11 protein-coding genes are annotated in these 17,955 nt (G+C 68.5%); 6 read left to right on the top strand and 5 right to left on the bottom strand.

From position 1 onward, the window contains the following. Window positions 1-4 precede the first annotated feature (4 nt). From SLQ33_RS28020 to SLQ33_RS28010, 3 genes are read right to left on the bottom strand one after another with little or no spacing between them, the layout of a single operon-like run. Complete coding sequence (locus SLQ33_RS28020) at window positions 5-1,372, bottom strand: FAD-binding oxidoreductase (protein ID WP_319457181.1); 1,368 nt, start codon at window positions 1,370-1,372, stop codon at window positions 5-7. Continuing rightward, window positions 1,369-4,794: a TM0106 family RecB-like putative nuclease gene (locus SLQ33_RS28015; protein ID WP_319457180.1), complete on the bottom strand. Its 3,426-nt coding sequence runs from the start codon at window positions 4,792-4,794 to the stop codon at window positions 1,369-1,371. The genes SLQ33_RS28020 and SLQ33_RS28015 overlap by 4 nt, the downstream gene beginning before the upstream one ends. Before the next feature lie 48 nt (window positions 4,795-4,842). Beyond that, window positions 4,843-5,391 (bottom strand): LppP/LprE family lipoprotein, encoded by a 549-nt coding sequence (locus SLQ33_RS28010; RefSeq protein WP_319457179.1) that lies wholly within the window; start codon window positions 5,389-5,391, stop codon window positions 4,843-4,845. A 72-nt stretch (window positions 5,392-5,463) separates the two neighbouring features. On the opposite strand from SLQ33_RS28010, the gene SLQ33_RS28005 reads away from it, so the two are divergent. The 4 genes from SLQ33_RS28005 (at window position 5,464) to SLQ33_RS27990 (ending at window position 11,666) form a co-directional block, all read left to right on the top strand. Beyond that, window positions 5,464-7,140 carry a DEAD/DEAH box helicase gene (locus SLQ33_RS28005; protein ID WP_319457178.1) on the top strand — a complete coding sequence of 559 codons (1,677 nt, stop codon included), beginning with the start codon at window positions 5,464-5,466 and terminating at the stop codon, window positions 7,138-7,140. Between the two features lie 6 nt (window positions 7,141-7,146). After that, entirely contained in the window at window positions 7,147-8,283 is a 1,137-nt protein-coding gene (locus SLQ33_RS28000) for an acyltransferase (protein WP_319457177.1), read from the top strand. 136 nt (window positions 8,284-8,419) lie between these two features. Further along, the gene (locus tag SLQ33_RS27995) at window positions 8,420-9,139 is read left to right on the top strand and encodes a siderophore-interacting protein (RefSeq protein WP_319457176.1); all 720 of its coding nucleotides are present in this window, start codon (window positions 8,420-8,422) and stop codon (window positions 9,137-9,139) included. Between the two features lie 148 nt (window positions 9,140-9,287). Beyond that, entirely contained in the window at window positions 9,288-11,666 is a 2,379-nt protein-coding gene (locus SLQ33_RS27990; protein ID WP_319457175.1) for an arylsulfatase, read from the top strand. Between the two features lie 3 nt (window positions 11,667-11,669). Here the strand turns inward: SLQ33_RS27990 and SLQ33_RS27985 are convergent, their stop codons facing one another. Then, complete coding sequence (locus SLQ33_RS27985; protein WP_319457174.1) at window positions 11,670-12,245, bottom strand: TetR/AcrR family transcriptional regulator; 576 nt, start codon at window positions 12,243-12,245, stop codon at window positions 11,670-11,672. Continuing rightward, the gene (locus SLQ33_RS27980; protein WP_319457173.1) at window positions 12,245-13,483 is read right to left on the bottom strand and encodes a cytochrome P450; all 1,239 of its coding nucleotides are present in this window, start codon (window positions 13,481-13,483) and stop codon (window positions 12,245-12,247) included. The genes SLQ33_RS27985 and SLQ33_RS27980 overlap by 1 nt, the downstream gene beginning before the upstream one ends. A 132-nt stretch (window positions 13,484-13,615) precedes the next feature. Between SLQ33_RS27980 and SLQ33_RS27975 the strand changes: the two genes are divergently transcribed. Beyond that, complete coding sequence (locus SLQ33_RS27975; RefSeq protein WP_319457172.1) at window positions 13,616-16,168, top strand: ABC transporter ATP-binding protein/permease; 2,553 nt, start codon at window positions 13,616-13,618, stop codon at window positions 16,166-16,168. Then, window positions 16,165-17,904, top strand: a complete 1,740-nt coding sequence (locus tag SLQ33_RS27970; protein ID WP_319457171.1) for an ABC transporter ATP-binding protein — start codon at window positions 16,165-16,167, stop codon at window positions 17,902-17,904. The genes SLQ33_RS27975 and SLQ33_RS27970 overlap by 4 nt, the downstream gene beginning before the upstream one ends. The last annotated feature ends 51 nt before the right edge of the window (window positions 17,905-17,955 follow it).

Below are 17,955 nucleotides of genomic sequence, written 5' to 3'. Positions count from 1 at the left end.
GTATTCAGCGCTCGCGCGTGAAGAGCACCGCCGGATTGAGGTAGCCGTCCGGATCGAACGCGGCCTTCACCGCGCGCATGGCGTCGATGTCGGCCTCGGTGCGTGACATGGACAGGTAGTCGCGCTTGCGGCTGCCCACCCCGTGCTCGGAGCTGACGTTTCCGTGGTGCGTGGCGATCAATGCCATCATCGCCGCGTACAGCTGCCGCTCCCGATCCCCATCCAGTGCGCAGCGCACCAGATTGAGGTGCAGGTTGCCCTCGCCGACGTGGCCGAACAACACCGGGATCGCGTCGGGAGCGTGCTCGGCGACGAGCTCGTCGGCCGCCGCGGCGAACGGCTCGATCTCCGACAGCGGCAGGGAGACGTCGAACTTCAGCGGCGGACCGTGGATGCCGAGGATCTCCGCGACCGACTCGCGCACGGCCCATAGTCGGCGCTGCGCCGCGACGTCCACGCCGACGGCGGGCTCACCGACCAGCTTCGCGCCGTCCAAGGCATCGGCGAGCCGCTCGGTGTGGTCGGTGTCGCCGGCCAGTTCGATGAGCAGCAGCCAGGCGCCGTCGACCGGGGCGGCGATGCCGAGGTGCTCGGCGGTCAGCGCGCTGGCCCGCGCGTCGATCAACTCGAGCGCGGCGATGCCGTCGGCGTCGCGGAACTCCCGGCCGACGTCGAGCAGGGCACCCAGTTCGGCGAACCCGACGACGGCGGTCACGCGATGCGCGGGCGCGGGATGCAGCCGCAGGTCCAGCGCCGTGATCACACCGAGGGTGCCCTCGGAGCCGACGAACAGCGACGCCAGGTCGTATCCCGTGTTGTCGCTGCGTACCTCGCTGTGCCTGCGCACCACTGATCCGTCGGGCAGCGCGACGTCGAGCCCGAGGATCTGCTCGCCCATGTTCCCGTAGCGCACGGTGCGCAGTCCGCCTGCGTTCGTCGCGGCCATACCGCCGACGGTGGCGCTGTCGCGGGATGCGAGGTCGACGCCGAACACCAGCCCCGCCTCGGCGGCGGCCTTCTGCACTGCCGCGGCCGTGGCCCCGGCGCCCACCCGCACGCGTCGTTCCTTCGTGTCGATGGGGCCGATATCGGTGAGCCGTTCGGTGGACAGCAGCACGTCGTCGTGTTCGGGCACGGTGCCCGCGACCAGTGACGTCCGGCCACCCTGCACCGTCACGTACGTCTTCGCCTCGCGGCACGCGGCGAGCACCGCTGCCACCTCGTCGGCCGAGCCAGGTCGCACCAGCAGCGAGGCGTTGCCGCGATACCGCCCGGTGTGGTCGACGCAGCGCCCGGCCAGCACGTCGGAATCGGCGCTGACGTGGCTGGCGCCGACGATGGCCGTCAGCCGGTCGGTCAGCGAATCACTCACTCCGTGGGTGTATCACACGAGGCCAACGACAAGAACGCGCCGAGCTCGATCAGGCGGTCCGGCGTGGCCGGCAGGTAGTCGGTCAGCAATGCAGATCGGACGATGACGGCGGTGTGCTTGGCCCTGCTGACGGCCACGTTGAGCCGATTCCTGTTGAACAGGAACGAAACTCCGCGCGGCACGTCCTCGGCCGAGGACGCCGTCATCGAGACGAACACGACCGGTGCCTGCCTGCCCTGGAACTTGTCGACCGTGCCCACCTCGACGTCGGTCAGCCCGGCCGCGTCCAGCCTTCGCCGCAGGGTGACCACCTGCGCGTTGTACGGCGTCACGACGAGCACGTGGTGCTGCGACAGCGCAGTGGTGCCGTCCTCGTCGGTCCACGAGGTGCCGAGCAGTGCCTGGATCTCGGCGACGATCGCATCGGCCTCCTCGGGGCTGTCGGTCGAGTTGCCGTCGTGGTCGACGGTCAGCACCCGCACGCCGGGCGCGACCCCCTCGAGTCGGCGGGCGGCGCTGACGTCCTCGCGCGCCCGCAGTCGGCCGTCGTAGGACAGCCGCGACACCTGTCGGCACACCGCGGGGTGCATGCGGTACGAGCAGTCCAGGAAGTAGCCGCGTTCCTCGGGCAGCGTGTGGTGACCTTCGACCAGCCAGCCCAGCGCGGACTCGTTGACCGGTTCGGGATGGGTGCCCTGGCTGACCTGGGGCAGCTGCTGCGGATCGCCGAGCAGCATCAGGTTGCGGGCCGACGGGGCCACCGCAATGGTGTTGGCCAGGCTGTACTGGCCGGCCTCCTCGACGACGAGCAGATCGAGCGCCTGTCGCGGAATCTTGTTGGCGTTGGCGAAGTCCCAACCGGTTCCGCCGACCACGCACCCGTCGTTGTTCGCGATGAAGCCCGCGAACTCGGGGTTGGTGAGCTCGGTCCAACCCGGGTTGACGGTGTAGAGCTTCTTGCCGACCCGCGCGCCGTCGACCCCGGCGGCCATGATGTCGCGGAAGAGGTTCTCGACCACGGCGTGCGATTGCGCGACCACGCCGACGCGCCACCCGCGCTCGGTCACCAGGCGGGCGATGACCCGGCCCGAGGTGAACGTCTTGCCCGTGCCCGGTGGCCCGTGCACGGCCAGGTACGACGAATCGAGGTCGAGCAGCGCCGCGGCGATGTCGTCGGCGACGACGCCGGTGCGGGGGAGTGGGCCGCCGCTGACGGTGCGCGGGGGGCGTCGCAGCAGGATGTCGGTGACGGCGTCGGCGGGCAGGTTGGGAAGCCCGGCGGCGACCGCCGCGGCGGTGTCGGCGATGGACTCCTGCAGCGGTTTGGTGTTGATGGGTGGCCCAGGCGTCAGGGCGAACGGCAACTGGTCGAACACGTCGCCGTCCTTGGGTTGCCGCTCGCAGATGACGACCTCGGTGGGCACCTCGGGGTCGTTGCACTCGAGCACCGTCGCCGACCCGAACGCCCGACGGTCGGGGTCGTCGGCGAGGCCTGCCGGGGCGGGCGGGTCGTACAGCGCGTACATCTCATGTGCGAGTTCGCCGTTGGCGAGTTCGCCGGTGAGCCTTACGTGCCGCTGTGGCTTGCGCGCCCGCGGCGGCTGATGCCAGTCGGCGACGACCTCGGCCTTCTCGGCGATGAAGACGTCGCCGTTGTCCGACCACTCGTCGACGGGATTGTTGACGCGGTCGAAGTGGGCCCACCAGAACGGCTTGTCCTCGCGCTGGTGAAAACCCCTCGCGGCGGCCACCATTGCGACGGCGGTCTGCTCGGCGGTGCGTTCCTCGATGCCGTCGCCCGCGAACTTGAGCAGTCGGCGCTCGAGGTCGTCGACCGGCTCGACGGCGCCGCCGTCGCGCACCGGCTGTGGACCGCGCGGCGGGACGCCGGACTCGATGGCGCGCGCCATCATCCAGTCGCGCAAGCGTCGGGTCGACCGGCAGTCGTAGCGGTTGTAGTCCTCGATGTCCTTGAGCACGATCGCCGCTTCGTCGGCGCGGCCGTCATCGCGCAGCGCGCAGAACTTGGCGTACTGCGTGATCGAGTCGGTGGCCGTGGTGACCTCGCCACTGCGGAGCTCGTTGCCCATGTACAACGGTTCGAGGTACTTTATGCCGTAGCTCTCGGTGCCGACCCGAATGCTCTTGCGCACCAACGGGTACAGGTCGACGAGGACGCCGTTGCGCAGCAGCTCGTCGACGTCGTGCTCGCCGACGCCGTAGCGCCCGGCCAGCCGCAGCAGCGTGCTCTTCTCGTAGGCCGCGTAGTGGTAGACGTGCATGCCGGGGTGTTTCTTGAGCCGCTTGCGCACCATGGTGAGGAAGTCGCCGAGGGCTTGGCGTTCACTGGCCCGGTCGTGCGCCCAGTACGGGGTGAACTCGTCGCCTGAGGTCAGCACGCCCCACAGGTATTCGAGACCCCACTCCCGGCCGTCGACCGTCCACAGCGGGTCGCCCTCGAAGTCGAAGAACAGATCGCCCTTGTCGGCGTCGGGCAGCACCATGAGCGGCTGTGCGTCGACCACTTCGTACGGCGGCTTGCCGTCCACCCGGTCGGCGACTTGAAGCCGGGCCTGTGCGGTGAGCGCCTTGACCGTGCGCGCCGACAGTTCGGGTACTGGCCCGGCGTGCTCGGCCAACTCGCGGCGGGTGGACACGCCGGCGTCCAGCAGTCGGGCGCGCTGACTGACCCGCATCCCGGCGACGAGCAGCAGGTCGTCGTGTTCGCGTACCTTCGCGGTGCACTCCGGGCAGCGGAAGCAGGCGCGGACCTCGGCGTCCTCCCACGACACGGCCACGCCACCAGCGAGGTGGCCGTCGAGCAGCCGCTCCAGCGCTGCGCGGCGGGGTTGATAGACCGGCATCAGTTCGTCGGTGCGGTAGCTCGCCACGGCCCCGTCGCCCAGCACCAACTCGACCTCGGGGGCCACCGGAACGCCGGCCCGGGCCAGCGTGTCCGCGTACGCGGCGAGCTGCAGCAGCGCCTCGACCTTGACCGACCGGGCCAGCTTCGTGTCGCGAAGTCGGTACCGGTCGTCGTCGAGCACCAGGAAGTCGGCGAAGCCGAGGAAGCGGCCGTCGAACATGGCGGCCTGGTAGATGACGGGCGCGCGGCGCTCGACGGCCTCGCGCGTGGCTTTGGCGGCCGCAGTCAGGCCGGCCAGGGTGTACGCAGGCCGGCCGATGACGACGACGTTCTGCTCCTGCTCCGCAGCGCGGAGTTGGTCCAGGTGCCGCTGCTCGTGCTCGTCGCCGAGTAGTGCGGTGCGGGCGAGCAGTTCATCATCGGCGGATACGTCGGGGCCCCAGCCGAGCCGCGCGTCGAACGAGCGCAGCAGGGCGTACTCGCAACGCGCCGCGGCGGCGAGGTCGGAAGCGCTGTAGACGACGCGGCGGTCGGTCCCCTCCGAAGCCACGAACACGATTGCCACTGTAGGTCAGCGGTCCGACGCCCCACCCCCGCGCCGAAGTCAGCCGCCGGTGTTGCCGACGAGCTCGACGCCGTTGCCGTTCCAGTGGAACCGCACGACGCTCCGCAGGTCGGTGCCGGGGCTGGCATAGATCAGCGCGACGGTGTCGCCGGTGCTCACCGAGTTGTCGACCCCGTTGAACCCGAAGGTGTCCGGTACGCCCGTCGGGATGAACTTGCCGAGGTGGAACATCACCGCGCGCGTGTTGGGGTTGTCGGCGTTGGTGTTGGCCTTGACGATCACCACCGACAGCTGGGCGCACTCGTTGTAGTTGCCTGCAAGCGGTTCTGGGTTCCACGGCTGGTCGCTGCGCGGGTCGCGCGGCAGTTCGGACACGGCCTTGGCGATCTCGGGCGCCGCGAGGTTCACCGCGCACGGGTCGACGGGCCCCGCCGTGGTGGTCGGGCCAGCGGCGACCGTCGGCGGGATGTTGGGGGAGGTGTTCGGCGCCGTTGTCACGGTCGCCTCGGGGGTCTTGGAAACGGTGGAGTCGCCGGACCCACAACCCGCGAGCGTCAACACCGCCGCCAGGAGCGCGACCCACTTCACAACCCGAACCGTACCCGCCGCCGCGGCGGCGAGGCGGGGGCAAGCCTCATCTACCCGTAGACTGCCAACTCGATGACGTCGCCCGAACCGGACGCAACCAGCGCCCAGCCCACCTTCGCCGACCTGCAGATTCACCCATCGGTGCTGCAGGCCGTCGCCGACGTCGGCTACGAGTCGCCGTCGGCCATCCAGGCCGCCACGATCCCCCCGATGCTGGCAGGGTCCGACGTGGTCGGGCTCGCGCAGACCGGAACCGGCAAGACGGCGGCGTTCGCGATCCCGATCCTGTCGAAGATCGATACGTCCAGCCGCATCACCCAGGCGCTGGTGCTGGCGCCGACGCGCGAGCTGGCGCTGCAGGTCGCCGAGGCGTTCAGCCGCTACGGCGCGCATCTGCCCGTGAACGTGCTGCCGATCTACGGCGGATCCCCGTACGGCCCCCAGCTGGCCGGGCTCAAGCGTGGCGCCCAGGTCGTCGTCGGCACTCCGGGCCGGGTCATCGACCACCTGGAGAAGGGCAGCCTCGACCTCTCCCACCTCGACTACCTGGTGCTCGACGAGGCCGACGAGATGCTGCAGATGGGCTTCGCCGAGGACGTCGAACGCATCCTCGAGGGCACCCCCGAGTACAAGCAGGTCGCCCTGTTCTCGGCGACCATGCCGCCCGGGATCCGCAAGATCACCACCAAGTACCTGCACGACCCGGTCCAGGTGAAGGTCGAGTCGAAGACCGCGACCGCCGACAACATCACGCAGCGGTACTACCAGGTCTCCGGGCATCGGAAGATGGACGCGCTGACCCGGCTGCTCGAGGTCGAGCAGGGCGACGGGATGATCGTGTTCGTCCGCACGAAGCAGGCCACCGAGGAAGTCGCCGAAAAGTTGCGTGCCCGTGGGTTCTCCGCGATGGCCATCAACGGCGACATCGCGCAGGCGCAGCGCGAGCGCACCATCGCATCGCTCAAGGACGGCAAGCTCGACATCCTGGTCGCCACCGACGTCGCCGCACGCGGACTCGACGTGGATCGCATCTCACACGTGCTGAACTACGACATCCCGCACGACGCGGAGTCCTACGTGCACCGCATCGGGCGGACTGGTCGGGCCGGAAGGTCAGGCACCGCAATACTGTTCGTCACGCCCCGCGAACGGCACCTGCTCAATTCGATCGAGCGAGTGGCCCGCCAGAAGCTCGTCGAGGCTCAGCTGCCCTCGGTCGACGACGTCAACGCGCAGCGCGTGGAGAAGTTCCGCGAGTCGATCACCACCTCACTGGGCGCGCCGGGAATCGACTTGTTCCGCAGGCTGATCGAGGACTACGAACACGACAACGACGTGCCGCTGGCCGACATCGCTGCGGCGCTGGCACTGCTGAGCCGCGATGGCGACCAGTTCCTCATGACCGAACCGCCACCCGAGAAGCGCCGCGAGCGGGACGACCGTCCGCCGCGCGAGGCTGGAAAGGGTCGCCCGCGCGAGAAGCGCGACGACCTCACGACGTACCGCATCGCCGTGGGCAAGCGGCACAAGGTCGCCCCGGGCGCCATCGTCGGCGCGATCGCCAATGAGGGCGGACTGCATCGCAGCGACTTCGGCCACATCACCATCAAGGTCGATCACTCGCTCGTCGAACTGCCGAAGAAGCTGTCCCCGCAGACCCTGAAAGCCCTTGAGCACACCCGTATCTCGGGCCAGCTGATCCACCTCGAACCCGATCGCGGGCCCAAGGCGCGCCACAAGCCCCACTAGGTCGCCGTGTCGCTGTCCAAGGGGCTCGACGTCCAAGGCGGACTGGAGTCGACGTCGGCCGGGCGGGTCGACGCGCTCACCGGCATCCGTGCCGTCGCGGCGATCCTGGTGGTGTTGACGCACGCGGCGTACACCACCGGCAAGTACACCCACGGCTACGTCGGACTCATGTACTCCCGCATGGAGATTGGCGTGCCGATCTTCTTCGTGCTGTCGGGTTTCCTGTTGTTCGCGCCGTGGGTGCGGGCCGCGGCGACGGAGCGACCGGCGCCGTCGGTGCGTCGCTACGCCTGGCACCGGGTGCGACGCATCATGCCGGCCTATGTCGTCACCGTGCTGGTGGCGTATCTGGTGTACCACTTCCGCATGGCGGGGCCCAATCCCGGCCACACCTGGATGGGGCTGTTCCGCAACCTCACGTTGACGCAGATCTACACCGACGAGTATCTGTTTTCGTATCTGCACCAAGGACTTACGCAGATGTGGAGCCTTGCGGTCGAGGCCGCGTTCTACGTCGCTCTTCCGCTGATGGCGTGGCTGTTGCTGGTCGTGTTGTGCCGAAGGCGTTGGCGTCCAGGGCTTCTGCTCGCCGGGTTGGCGGCGCTGGTCCTCGTCACTCCGGCGTGGCTGGTGCTGGTGCACACCACCGACTTCCTGCCCGACGGTGCGCGCCTGTGGCTGCCGACGTACCTCGCGTGGTTCGTTGGCGGCATGCTGTTGGCGGTGCTGCAGGTGTTGGGCGTGCGCGGGTATGCGGCCGTGTGCATTCCGCTCGCAGTGGTCTGCTTCTTCATCGCTTCGACCCCGATCGCCGGCGCGCCAACGACGTCGCCGTCGGAGCTGCGGGAGAGCTTGTTCAAGGCTGCGTTCTACGCGGTGATCGCGACCTTGGCCGTGGCGCCGCTGGCGTTGAGTCACAGTGGTTGGTACGTCCGGGTGATGGCGAGCAGGCCGATGGTCTTCCTTGGCGAGATCTCCTACGAGATCTTCTTGATCCATCTGGTCACGATGGAGTTGGTGATGGTGGAGCTGCTGCATCAGCCGATCTACACGGGGTCGATGTTCTGGCTGTTCGTCGTGACGATGGTGGTGACGGTCCCGCTCGCGTGGCTGCTGCACCGTCTCACCCGGGTGCGGACGTAACCGCGCCGTTCCCATCCGCCGAGACTGCGGTCAGATCGCGATCTGGGCGCCGAACGCGATCTCACCGCAGGGTCGGCGTACCCATCGCGACAGAAAGTTAGGCTACCCTTACTTTAATCGAGTGATGAGGTGAGAGATGACCGAACAGAAGCCGTCGCGTGGATTCTCCGGCGCCATCGTGAAGTTGTGGCGGGGCGGCGACTACGAGTTGACCGTGACGGGGCGGACCGAACTCACGCCGAACTATCTGCGGCTGCACTTCAGAGGTGAGGCGCTGCTCGCCGAACGTCCGATCCATCCGACGATGTGGGTGCGCGGCTGGTTTCCCGACGGGGCGAAGTCGCACCAGCGCGGCTACACGCTGGTGAATCCCGATCCCGCCAAGGGCACCGTCGACATCGACTTCGCCATGCACGACGGGCTCGCGACGCGCTGGGCCAAGCAGGCGGCGCCGGGCGACACCCTGGAGGTGACGGTGCTGGGAAGCAACTTCACGCTGCCCGATCCCGCGCCCACCGGCTACGTCATCGTCGGCGACACCGCGTCGGTGCCCGCGATCAACTCGCTGCTGACCGCCATCGGCGACACGCCGGCCCGCGTGTTCCTCGAGGCCGCGCACGACGACGACCGCGAGGTACCGATCGGCAACGCCTCGGCCGAGCTCGTCTGGATCGACCGCAAGAACGACGGCCAGGCGCTCGTCGAGGCCGTCGCCGCGGCCGCGTTCGATGCCTCCGACCACTTCGCTTGGGTGGCCTGTGACAATCGCACCACGCGGTCCGTCGCCAAGGTGCTCCGCGAGGACTACAGCATCCCGCGCAAAGCCATGAAGGCCCAGGCGTACTGGAGCGCGTGACCGACCGTTGAACGCTTCGTGTCGAGATCGACACGGCCGTCAAAATCGCGCCGCGCCTCGACCCTCCGCATAGGCTGTGCCCCTCGGACTCGAGCAGAGTGGTTCGAGATCGCCCGGTGTGGCGATTACTTCGGCGAGCGGACGTGTCATGAGTTCTTCCGATCAAGCGCCGGTGGTTCGGCGCGACATGCTTCCCATTCCGGACGTGGCGCACGTCGGCTTGACGACGTATGACGCGAAGGATCCCGACACGAGCTACCCGCCGATCAGGGACGTGCGTCCACCCGAGGGTGCGCCCAACGTCGTCGTCATCCTCATCGACGACGTCGGGTACGGCGCCAGTAGCGCGTTCGGCGGGCCGTGCCAGACGCCGAACTTCGAGAAGCTGGCCTCGGGTGGGCTGAAGTACAACCGCTTCCACACCACGGCGTTGTGCTCGCCGACCCGCCAGGCACTGCTGACTGGCCGCAATCACCATTCGGTCGGCATGGGGTGCATCACCGAGGGCGCTACCGCTGCACCGGGCTACACCTCGGTGCTCCCGAACACCAAGGCGCCGCTTCCGTTGACGCTCAAGCTCAACGGCTATTCCACGGCGCAGTTCGGCAAGTGCCACGAGGTGCCGGTCTGGCAGACCAGCCCGGCCGGGCCGTTCACCGGATGGCCTACGGGCGGTGGCGGGTTCGAGTACTTCTACGGCTTCATCGGCGGGGAGAACAACCAATGGGACCCGGCCCTGTACGAGGGCACCACCCCGATCGAGCCCCCGAAGACGCCAGCCGAGGGCTATCACCTGACAGAAGACCTGGCCGACAAGGCGATCAGCTGGGCCCGCCAGCAGAAGGCACTCACGGGTGACAAGCCGTTCTTCATGTACTTCGCGCCAGGAGCCACCCACGCTCCGCACCAGGTCCCCCCGGAGTGGATCGAGAAGTACAACGGCAAGTTCGCCCATGGCTGGGACAAGCAGCGCGAGCTCACCTTCGAACGTCAGAAGGAACTCGGCGTCATCCCCGCCGACGCCGTGCTCACGCCGCGCCACGCGGAGATTCCGGCCTGGGACGACATGGATCCCGCGCTCAAGCCCGTACTGGAGCGTGAGATGGAGGTCTACGCAGCGTTCATGGAGCACACCGACCATCACGTCGGACGGCTGTTGGATGCCCTGGAACCCGTTATGGACAACACGCTGGTGTACCTGATCATCGGCGACAACGGCGCATCGGCCGAAGGCACACTGCAGGGTGCGTTCAACGAGATGGCCAACTTCAACGGCATGGCCGCGATCGAGACGCCCGAGTTTATGATGTCCAAGCTCGACGAGTTCGGCGGTGAGGGTTCATACGGCCACTACGCCGTGGGCTGGGCATGGGCGATGGACGCGCCGTATCAATGGACCAAGCAGGTGGCCTCGCACTGGGGCGGCACCCGCAACGGCACCATCGTGTCGTGGCCCGCCGGGATCACCGAAAAGGGTGGCCACCGCAACCAGTTCACACACGTCATCGATCTGGCTCCCACCGTGCTGGAGGCAGCGGGCATTCCGGAGCCGACACTGGTCAACGGTGTCCTGCAGAGCCCGTACGAGGGCACCAGCATGCGGTACAGCTTCAACGACGCGCACGCTCCCGAGCGGCACGAGACGCAGTACTTCGAGATGTTCTGCAACAGAGGCATCTACCACAAGGGGTGGAGCGCGGTGACCAAGCACCGCACCCCCTGGGAGATGAGCGGGGCGGTCATGCCAGCGTTCGACGACGACGTCTGGGAACTCTATGACGGCACCTCGGACTGGACGCAGTCCAAGGACCTGTCGAAGGAAAATCCGGAGAAACTTCACGAACTGCAACGGCTTTGGCTGATCGAGGCGGTCAAGTACAAAGTACTTCCGCTCGACGACCGGCAGATCGAGCGCTTCATCCCCGACATCGCCGGACGGCCCACCCTCATCAAGGGCAACACCCAGCTGCTCGTCGGCGGCATGGGTCGGCTGTCGGAAAACTGTGTGGTCGACATCAAGAATAAGTCGTGGGCCGTCACGTCCGACCTGGAGGTGCCTGCCGCCGGTGCCGAGGGTGTGATCATCGCCCAGGGTGGCCGGTTCGGCGGCTGGGCTCTGTACGCCAAGGACGGTCGGGCGAAGTTCTACTACAACGTGCTGGGCATCACGGCGTTCGCGATCGATGCCACCGCGCCGATTCCGATAGGCGCCACGCAGGTGCGCATGGAGTTCGCCTACGACGGCGGCGGAATGGGCAAGGGCGGCAACGTCACGCTCTACTGCGATGGCAAGGAAGTCGGGGCGGGCCGTGTCGACCAGACACAGGGCGTCGTCTTCTCGGCCGACGAGACGACGGACATCGGCCGCGAGACCGGCACGACCGTCAGCCCGGACTACACCGCCCACACCAGCACGTTCAACGGCAAGGTCAACTGGGTGCAGATCGACCTCGGCGATGACGCCAAGGACGCCGACCACTACATCGACCCGGAGGAGCGGTTCCGGGTCGCGATGGCCCGGCAGTAGGGGTCAGCGCGTCGGGTCGGACAGTGGCGGCAGGACCATCGGGAGTACGAAGTCCTCCAGCATGGCTCGCTCGTCGGATTCGTCGCGGCCGGGGAACACTAGCAGCGAGACGATCACGCGCACCATCCAGCGCGCGCGCTTCTCGACGTCATCCACGCCGAGCGCGCGCAGGTACGCCTCGGTCAGCGCCTTGATGACCTCGGAGCGTTCGGCCATCTCGCCGCCGATGGGTCGCTGTGTCGGCGCGAACCACGAAGACAGCGCCGGACTTTCGCGGACCTGGCGCAGCGCCGCGATGATGCCCTCTACCAGTTGCGCGCCGGGGTCAGCTGTGCCGCTGAGAGTTTCGCCCAACTCGCGGAACACCCGGTGGGCCTCGCGGTGCACGTACGCGGTGTACAGCGCATCGCGGTTCTCGAAGTAGCGGTACAGCGTCGCGCGGGAACATCCGGAGGCCTTCGCGATGTCGTTCATGCCGACGCTCGCGGCGCCGTGCCGGGCGAACAGATCTTCCGCCGCGTCGAGGATCTTCTCGGCTGCGACGTCGCCGCGGTTGGCCGCCAGCCAGTCTCCCGCCATCAGTTCACCGTGAACGGCACCGACAGCGGGCGCCGCACGTAACTTCCTCCGGCCCATACGATCCCGTCCTCGTCGACCTCGAAGTCGGGGATGCGGGCCATGAGTTCCTCCAACGCCACCCGCGACTGCATGCGCGCGGCGGCCGCACCCAGGCAGTGGTGGGCGCCGTGGCTGAATGTCAGGATGTTGCGCGGCGCGCGCGTCACGTTGAGTTCGCCTGCGTCGTCGCCATACTGGCGTTCGTCGCGGTTGCCCGAGCCGTAGAGGAACATCACGCGACGGCCCTCGGGGATGGTGACGTCGCCGACCGTCACATCTCGGGTCACGGTGCGGCCCAACATCTGTACGGGGGAGGTGAGCCGCAGGAACTCGTCGACGGAGTCACCGATCAATTCGGGGTGCTGAGCCAGCAGCTTGCGTTGGTCTGGCCGCTGGTGCAGCAGCTGGACCGACCCGCCGAGCATGCCGGTGGTGGTGTCGTTCCCGCCGGTGACCATCGTGAACGTGAACGCCAGGATCGACAGCACGCCCGCGATGTCGCCGTCGGCGCCGACGCCCGCGGCCACCAGATGGGACACGGTGTCGTCCTCGGGTTCGACGCGGCGGCGCTCAATCAGCGCGGTGAAGTACGCCATCATTCCGCCGAGCGCGTCACCGAGTGTCTCGAGCGCCCCGCCGATGCCACCCTCGGCGGTGTTGGCGGCGACGATCGCCTCGGTCCACCCGTCGAATTGGCTGCGGTCCTCCTCGGGTACGCCGAGGTAGTGCGCCACCACCATCGACGGCAGCGGCTTGAACAACTCGGCCACGATGTCGCCACCGCCGTTGGAGCGCAACCCCTCGATGCGCTCGACGACGTACTCGCGGACCTTCGGCTCGACGGCCTCCACCTGACGCGGCGTGAACCCGCGCGAGACCAGCCTGCGGAACTCGGTGTGCACCGGCGGGTCCTGCATGACCATCGGCGGGTTGTCGGCCAGCCCGATGAGCTCGAGTTCGCCGTAGTTGACCGTCAGCCCCTGTGCGGAGGAGAACGTCTCGTGGTCGCGGGCGGCGGTGAAGATGTCGGCGTGCCGGGACAGCACGTAGTAGTCGTGGTCGGGCTTGTCCTCGGGCACGACGTGGTGGACGGGGTCGTGGTCGCGCAGCGCCCGGTACATCGGCCACGGGTCCGGCCAGGTCGCGGCAGTGGCCAGCTGAAATCGCGCCGGAGTCTCGTGAGACAAAGTAGCTGTCATGTCTTATGAATACGACACGGACCGTCTCATGTCAACCACCGAGGCCCCACGTGGAAGCCAGCTAAGGCTAGCCTTAGCTCAGTCGATCGATGGCGTCGCCGCAACCTGTGACGACGCGAAAGGGGAGCGCTGATGGCCCGCGGATTCCAGGGCGCCATGATGCGTGGCTTCGGCGCGCGTGACCACGAAGCGACGGTGCTCGGGACCGAGTGGCTGGCCCCACACTTCCGGCGCATCCGCATGGTGTCGCCGACGGTGTTCGAGGACTCGCTGGCCGAACCGACGTCGTGGCTGCGCTTCTGGTTCCCCGACCCCGACGGCTCCGACACCGAGTTCCAACGGGCGTACACCATCACCGAGTCCGACACCGACACTGGCCATTTCGCGGTCGACGTCGTCCTGCATGAGCCGTCGGGACCGGCGTCGGCATGGGCGCGCAACGTCGAAGCCGGGGCGACGATCTCGGTGATGTCGATGGGGTCGAAGGGCTTCAGCGTCCCCGACGACCCCGTCGACCGGCCCGCCGGCTACCTCCTGATCGGCGACGCGGCGTCTACCCCCGCCATCAACGGCATCATCGGCGCGGTCCCGCACGACATCCCCATCGAGGGCTACCTCGAGCAGCGCCATGACGACGACTTGCTCATCCCACTCGCCGAACACCCGCGGCTCGTCGTGCACCGGGTGGTTCGGCGGGACGCGACGTCTCTCGCCTCGGCCATCGAGTCCCGCGACTGGTCGAACTGGCACGCCTGGGCGGGGCCCGAGGCCGGCGCGCTCAAGCACCTCCGCACCCGACTGCGTGACGAGTTCGGCTTCCCCAAGCAGGAGCTCCACGCGCAGGCCTACTGGACCGAAGGCCGCGCGATGGGTACCAAGCGCGGTGACGAGGAGGCCAAACCGGACGCGCCCGCCGCGGCTCCGCCGGAAGCCGCCCCCGGTACTTGGCGTGCGCAGGCCGCGGGCCGACTGCTCGCCCCGCTGAAGACGCCGTTGATCGTCTCCGGTGTCCTTCAGGGCCTGATTACCTTGATCCAGCTGGCGCCGTTCGTGCTGCTCGTCGAGCTCGCCAGGCTGTTGCTGGCGGGCGCTGACGCGGCCCGGTTGTGGACGCTGGGCATCGCCGCGGTGGCGCTGCTCGGCACCGGAACCACGTTGGCGGCCGCGCTCACGCTGTGGCTGCACTGGATCGACGCCCGCTTCGCCCGTGAGCTCCGCGGCAAGCTGCTGACCAAGCTGTCCCGGCTGCCGCTCGGCTGGTTCACCGCGCGTGGGTCGGGGTCGATCAAACAGCTGGTGCAGGACGACACGTTGGCCCTGCACTACCTGGTCACCCACGCGATCCCCGACGCCGTCGCCGCGGTCGTCGCCCCGGTGGCGGTGCTCGTCTACCTGTTCGTCGTCGACTGGCGCATCGCACTGGTGTTGTTCGGCCCGGTGCTCGTCTATCTAGTCCTGATGTCGGTCATGACGATCCAGTCCGGGACACGCATCGCTCAGGCCCCACGCTGGGCCGAGCGGATGAGCGGCGAGGCGGGCGCATACCTGGAGGGTCAGCCGGTGGTCCGCGTGTTCGGCGGCGCGGCGGCGTCGAGCTTCCGGCGCAGGCTCGACGACTACCTCGCGTTCCTGGTGTCCTGGCAGCGGCCGTTCATCGGCAAGAAGACCCTGATGGATCTGGTCACCCGGCCCGCCACGTTCCTGTGGCTCATCGTGGTGGTCGGCACGCCGTTGATCGTTGCGGGCCTGATGGATCCGGTGGACTTGCTCCCATTCCTGTTGCTGGGCACCACCTTCGGGGCCCGGCTGCTCGGCATCGGATACGGCCTTGGTGGCATCCAAGCCGGAATGCTCGCCGCGCGCCGGGTGCAGTCCGCGCTCGACGAGCAAGACCTCGACGTCCGCGAGGGTGGCGCTGGCGAAACGTCCGAAGGCGACGTCGTCTTCGACCGAGTGACGTTCGGCTACCGCCCCGAAGTGCCGGTGATCAAGGACGTGACGTTGACGCTGCGGCCGGGCACCGTGACCGCGCTCGTCGGCCCCTCGGGCTCGGGCAAGTCCACGCTGGCCGCCCTGCTGGCACGTTTCCACGACGTCCAACACGGTGCAATCCGCATCGGGGGCAAGGACATTCGGACATTGACCGCCGACGAGCTGTACCGCCACGTGGGGTTCGTCCTTCAGGACACCCAGCTGGTGCACGGCACCGTCGCCGAGAACGTCGCCCTTGCCGACCCCGACGCCGACGTCGCGAGGGTGCACGCGGCGGCCCGCGAAGCGCAGATCCACGATCGCATCCAGCGCATGCCCGACGGCTACGACACCGTGCTCGGCGCAGGCTCCGGGCTGTCGGGCGGCGAGCGGCAGCGGCTCACCATCGCCCGCGCAATCCTGGCCGACACGCCGGTGCTGATACTCGACGAGGCCACCGCATTCGCCGATCCGGAGTCGGAATACCTTGTCCAGCAAGCACTCAACCGGCTCACCCGGGATCGCACCGTCCTCGTGATCGCGCACCGGCTGCACACCGTCACCCACGCCGATCAGATCGTCGTGCTCGACGACGGGGTGATCGCCGAGACCGGGACCCACGACGAGCTTCTCGCAGCGGGCGGGCGCTACCGCACGCTGTGGGACTCAGCACGGCCCGTCACCGCAGGCACGGCGCAGGAGGCCCGTCGATGATCCGCACCCTGCTCGCGCTCATCCCAGCCGACCGGCGCGGCAAGGTCGGCGCATACACCGTGCTGACGATCGGCTCGGTACTGCTTCGCGCCGCGGCCGCCGTGCTGCTGGTCCCGCTAGTGGCGGCGCTATTCGGCGACACACCGGAACGCGCGTGGGCATGGTTGGGCTGGTTGACCGCGGCCACGGTGGTCGGCTGGGTAATCGACACCACCACGGCGAGAATGGGTTTCGAGCTCGGGTTCGCCGTGCTCGACAACACCCAGCACGACGTGGCCGACCGACTCCCGAACATCCGACTGGACTGGCTGGATCACGAGCACACCGCCACCGCGCGACAGGCCGTCGCCGCCACCGGGCCCGAACTCGTCGGCCTCGTCGTCAACCTGCTGACACCGCTGATCGGTGCCGTACTACTGCCCGCGGCCATCGCGGTGGCGCTGGTGTGGGTGGCGCCGGCACTGGGGCTGGCGGCCCTTGCCGGCGTGGTGGTACTGCTCGGCGCGCTGTGGACCGCGGGCAGGCTCACCCGCACCGCCGACGCGGTCGCGGACGCGACCAACTCCGCGTTCACCGAGCGCATCATCGAATTCGCCCGCACTCAACAGGCATTGCGGGCCGCCCGGCGCGTCGAGCCGGCTCGCAGCCTGGTGGGCAGCGCGCTCGACGCCCAGCACGGCGCGAGTCTGCGGTTGCTTGCGATGCAGATTCCCGGGCAGTTGCTCTTCAGCCTCGCCAGCCAGCTGGCGCTGATCCTGTTCGCGGGCATGGCGACACTGCTCACGGTGCGCGGCACGTTGGGCGTCCCCGAAGCGATCGCCTTGATCGTCGTCATCGCCCGCTACCTCGAGCCGTTCACCGCGCTGAGCGAGTTGGCGCCTGCCCTGGAATCCACCCGGGCCACGTTGGGCAGGATTCAGGCAGTGCTGGACGCCCCCGTGCTGGCCGCGGGCGACGCCTCACCAACCGACGCGAACGCCCCGCCCCGCGTCGAGTTCGACGACGTCGGATTCGGCTACTGCGACGAGAAGCTGCTCGACGGACTGAGTTTCGCGTTGGAGCCCGGCACCACAACGGCCATCGTCGGGCCGTCGGGCTCGGGGAAGAGCACGATCCTCGCGCTGATCGCTGGACTCCACCAACCGACCCGGGGCAGGGTGCTGTTCGACGGCGTCGACCTCGCGACGCTGGATCCCGACGCCCGGCGAGCCGCGGTGAGCGTGGTGTTCCAGCATCCGTATCTGTTCGACGGCTCGTTGCGCGACAACGTCCTGGTCGGCTGGCCGTCGGCCGATGCCGAGACCGTCGCCGGTGCGATGCGGCTGGCCCGCGTCAACGAACTCACCGCCCGGCTGCCCGACGGCGACCAGACCGGAGTCGGCGAGGCTGGTGCGGTCCTGTCGGGCGGCGAACGTCAGCGGGTGAGCATCGCGCGCGCCCTGCTGAAGCCCGCACCCGTGCTTCTTGTCGATGAGGCGACGAGCGCGTTGGACAACGAGAACGAGGCGGCCGTGGTCGACGCGCTGACCGCCGATCTGCGGCCGCGCACGCGCGTGATCGTCGCTCACCGTTTGGCCAGCATCAGGCACGCCGACCGGGTGTTGTTCGTCGACGACGGCCGCGTCGTCGAGGACGGCACGATCGACGAATTGCGAGCCGCTGGTGGTCGTTTCGACGAGTTCTGGAATCAACAGCGCGCGGCCGCCGACTGGCAGCTGGCCGCCAACCCGACCTGAGCACCCCTCGCCACCCCTCCGCGAGCGCGCGTGTCTGCGGCCGACACGCCG

Source organism: Mycobacterium sp. RTGN6, assembly GCF_033804605.1.
Classification (GTDB): domain Bacteria; phylum Actinomycetota; class Actinomycetes; order Mycobacteriales; family Mycobacteriaceae; genus Mycobacterium.
This window is presented reverse-complemented; position numbering and strand designations above follow the sequence as displayed.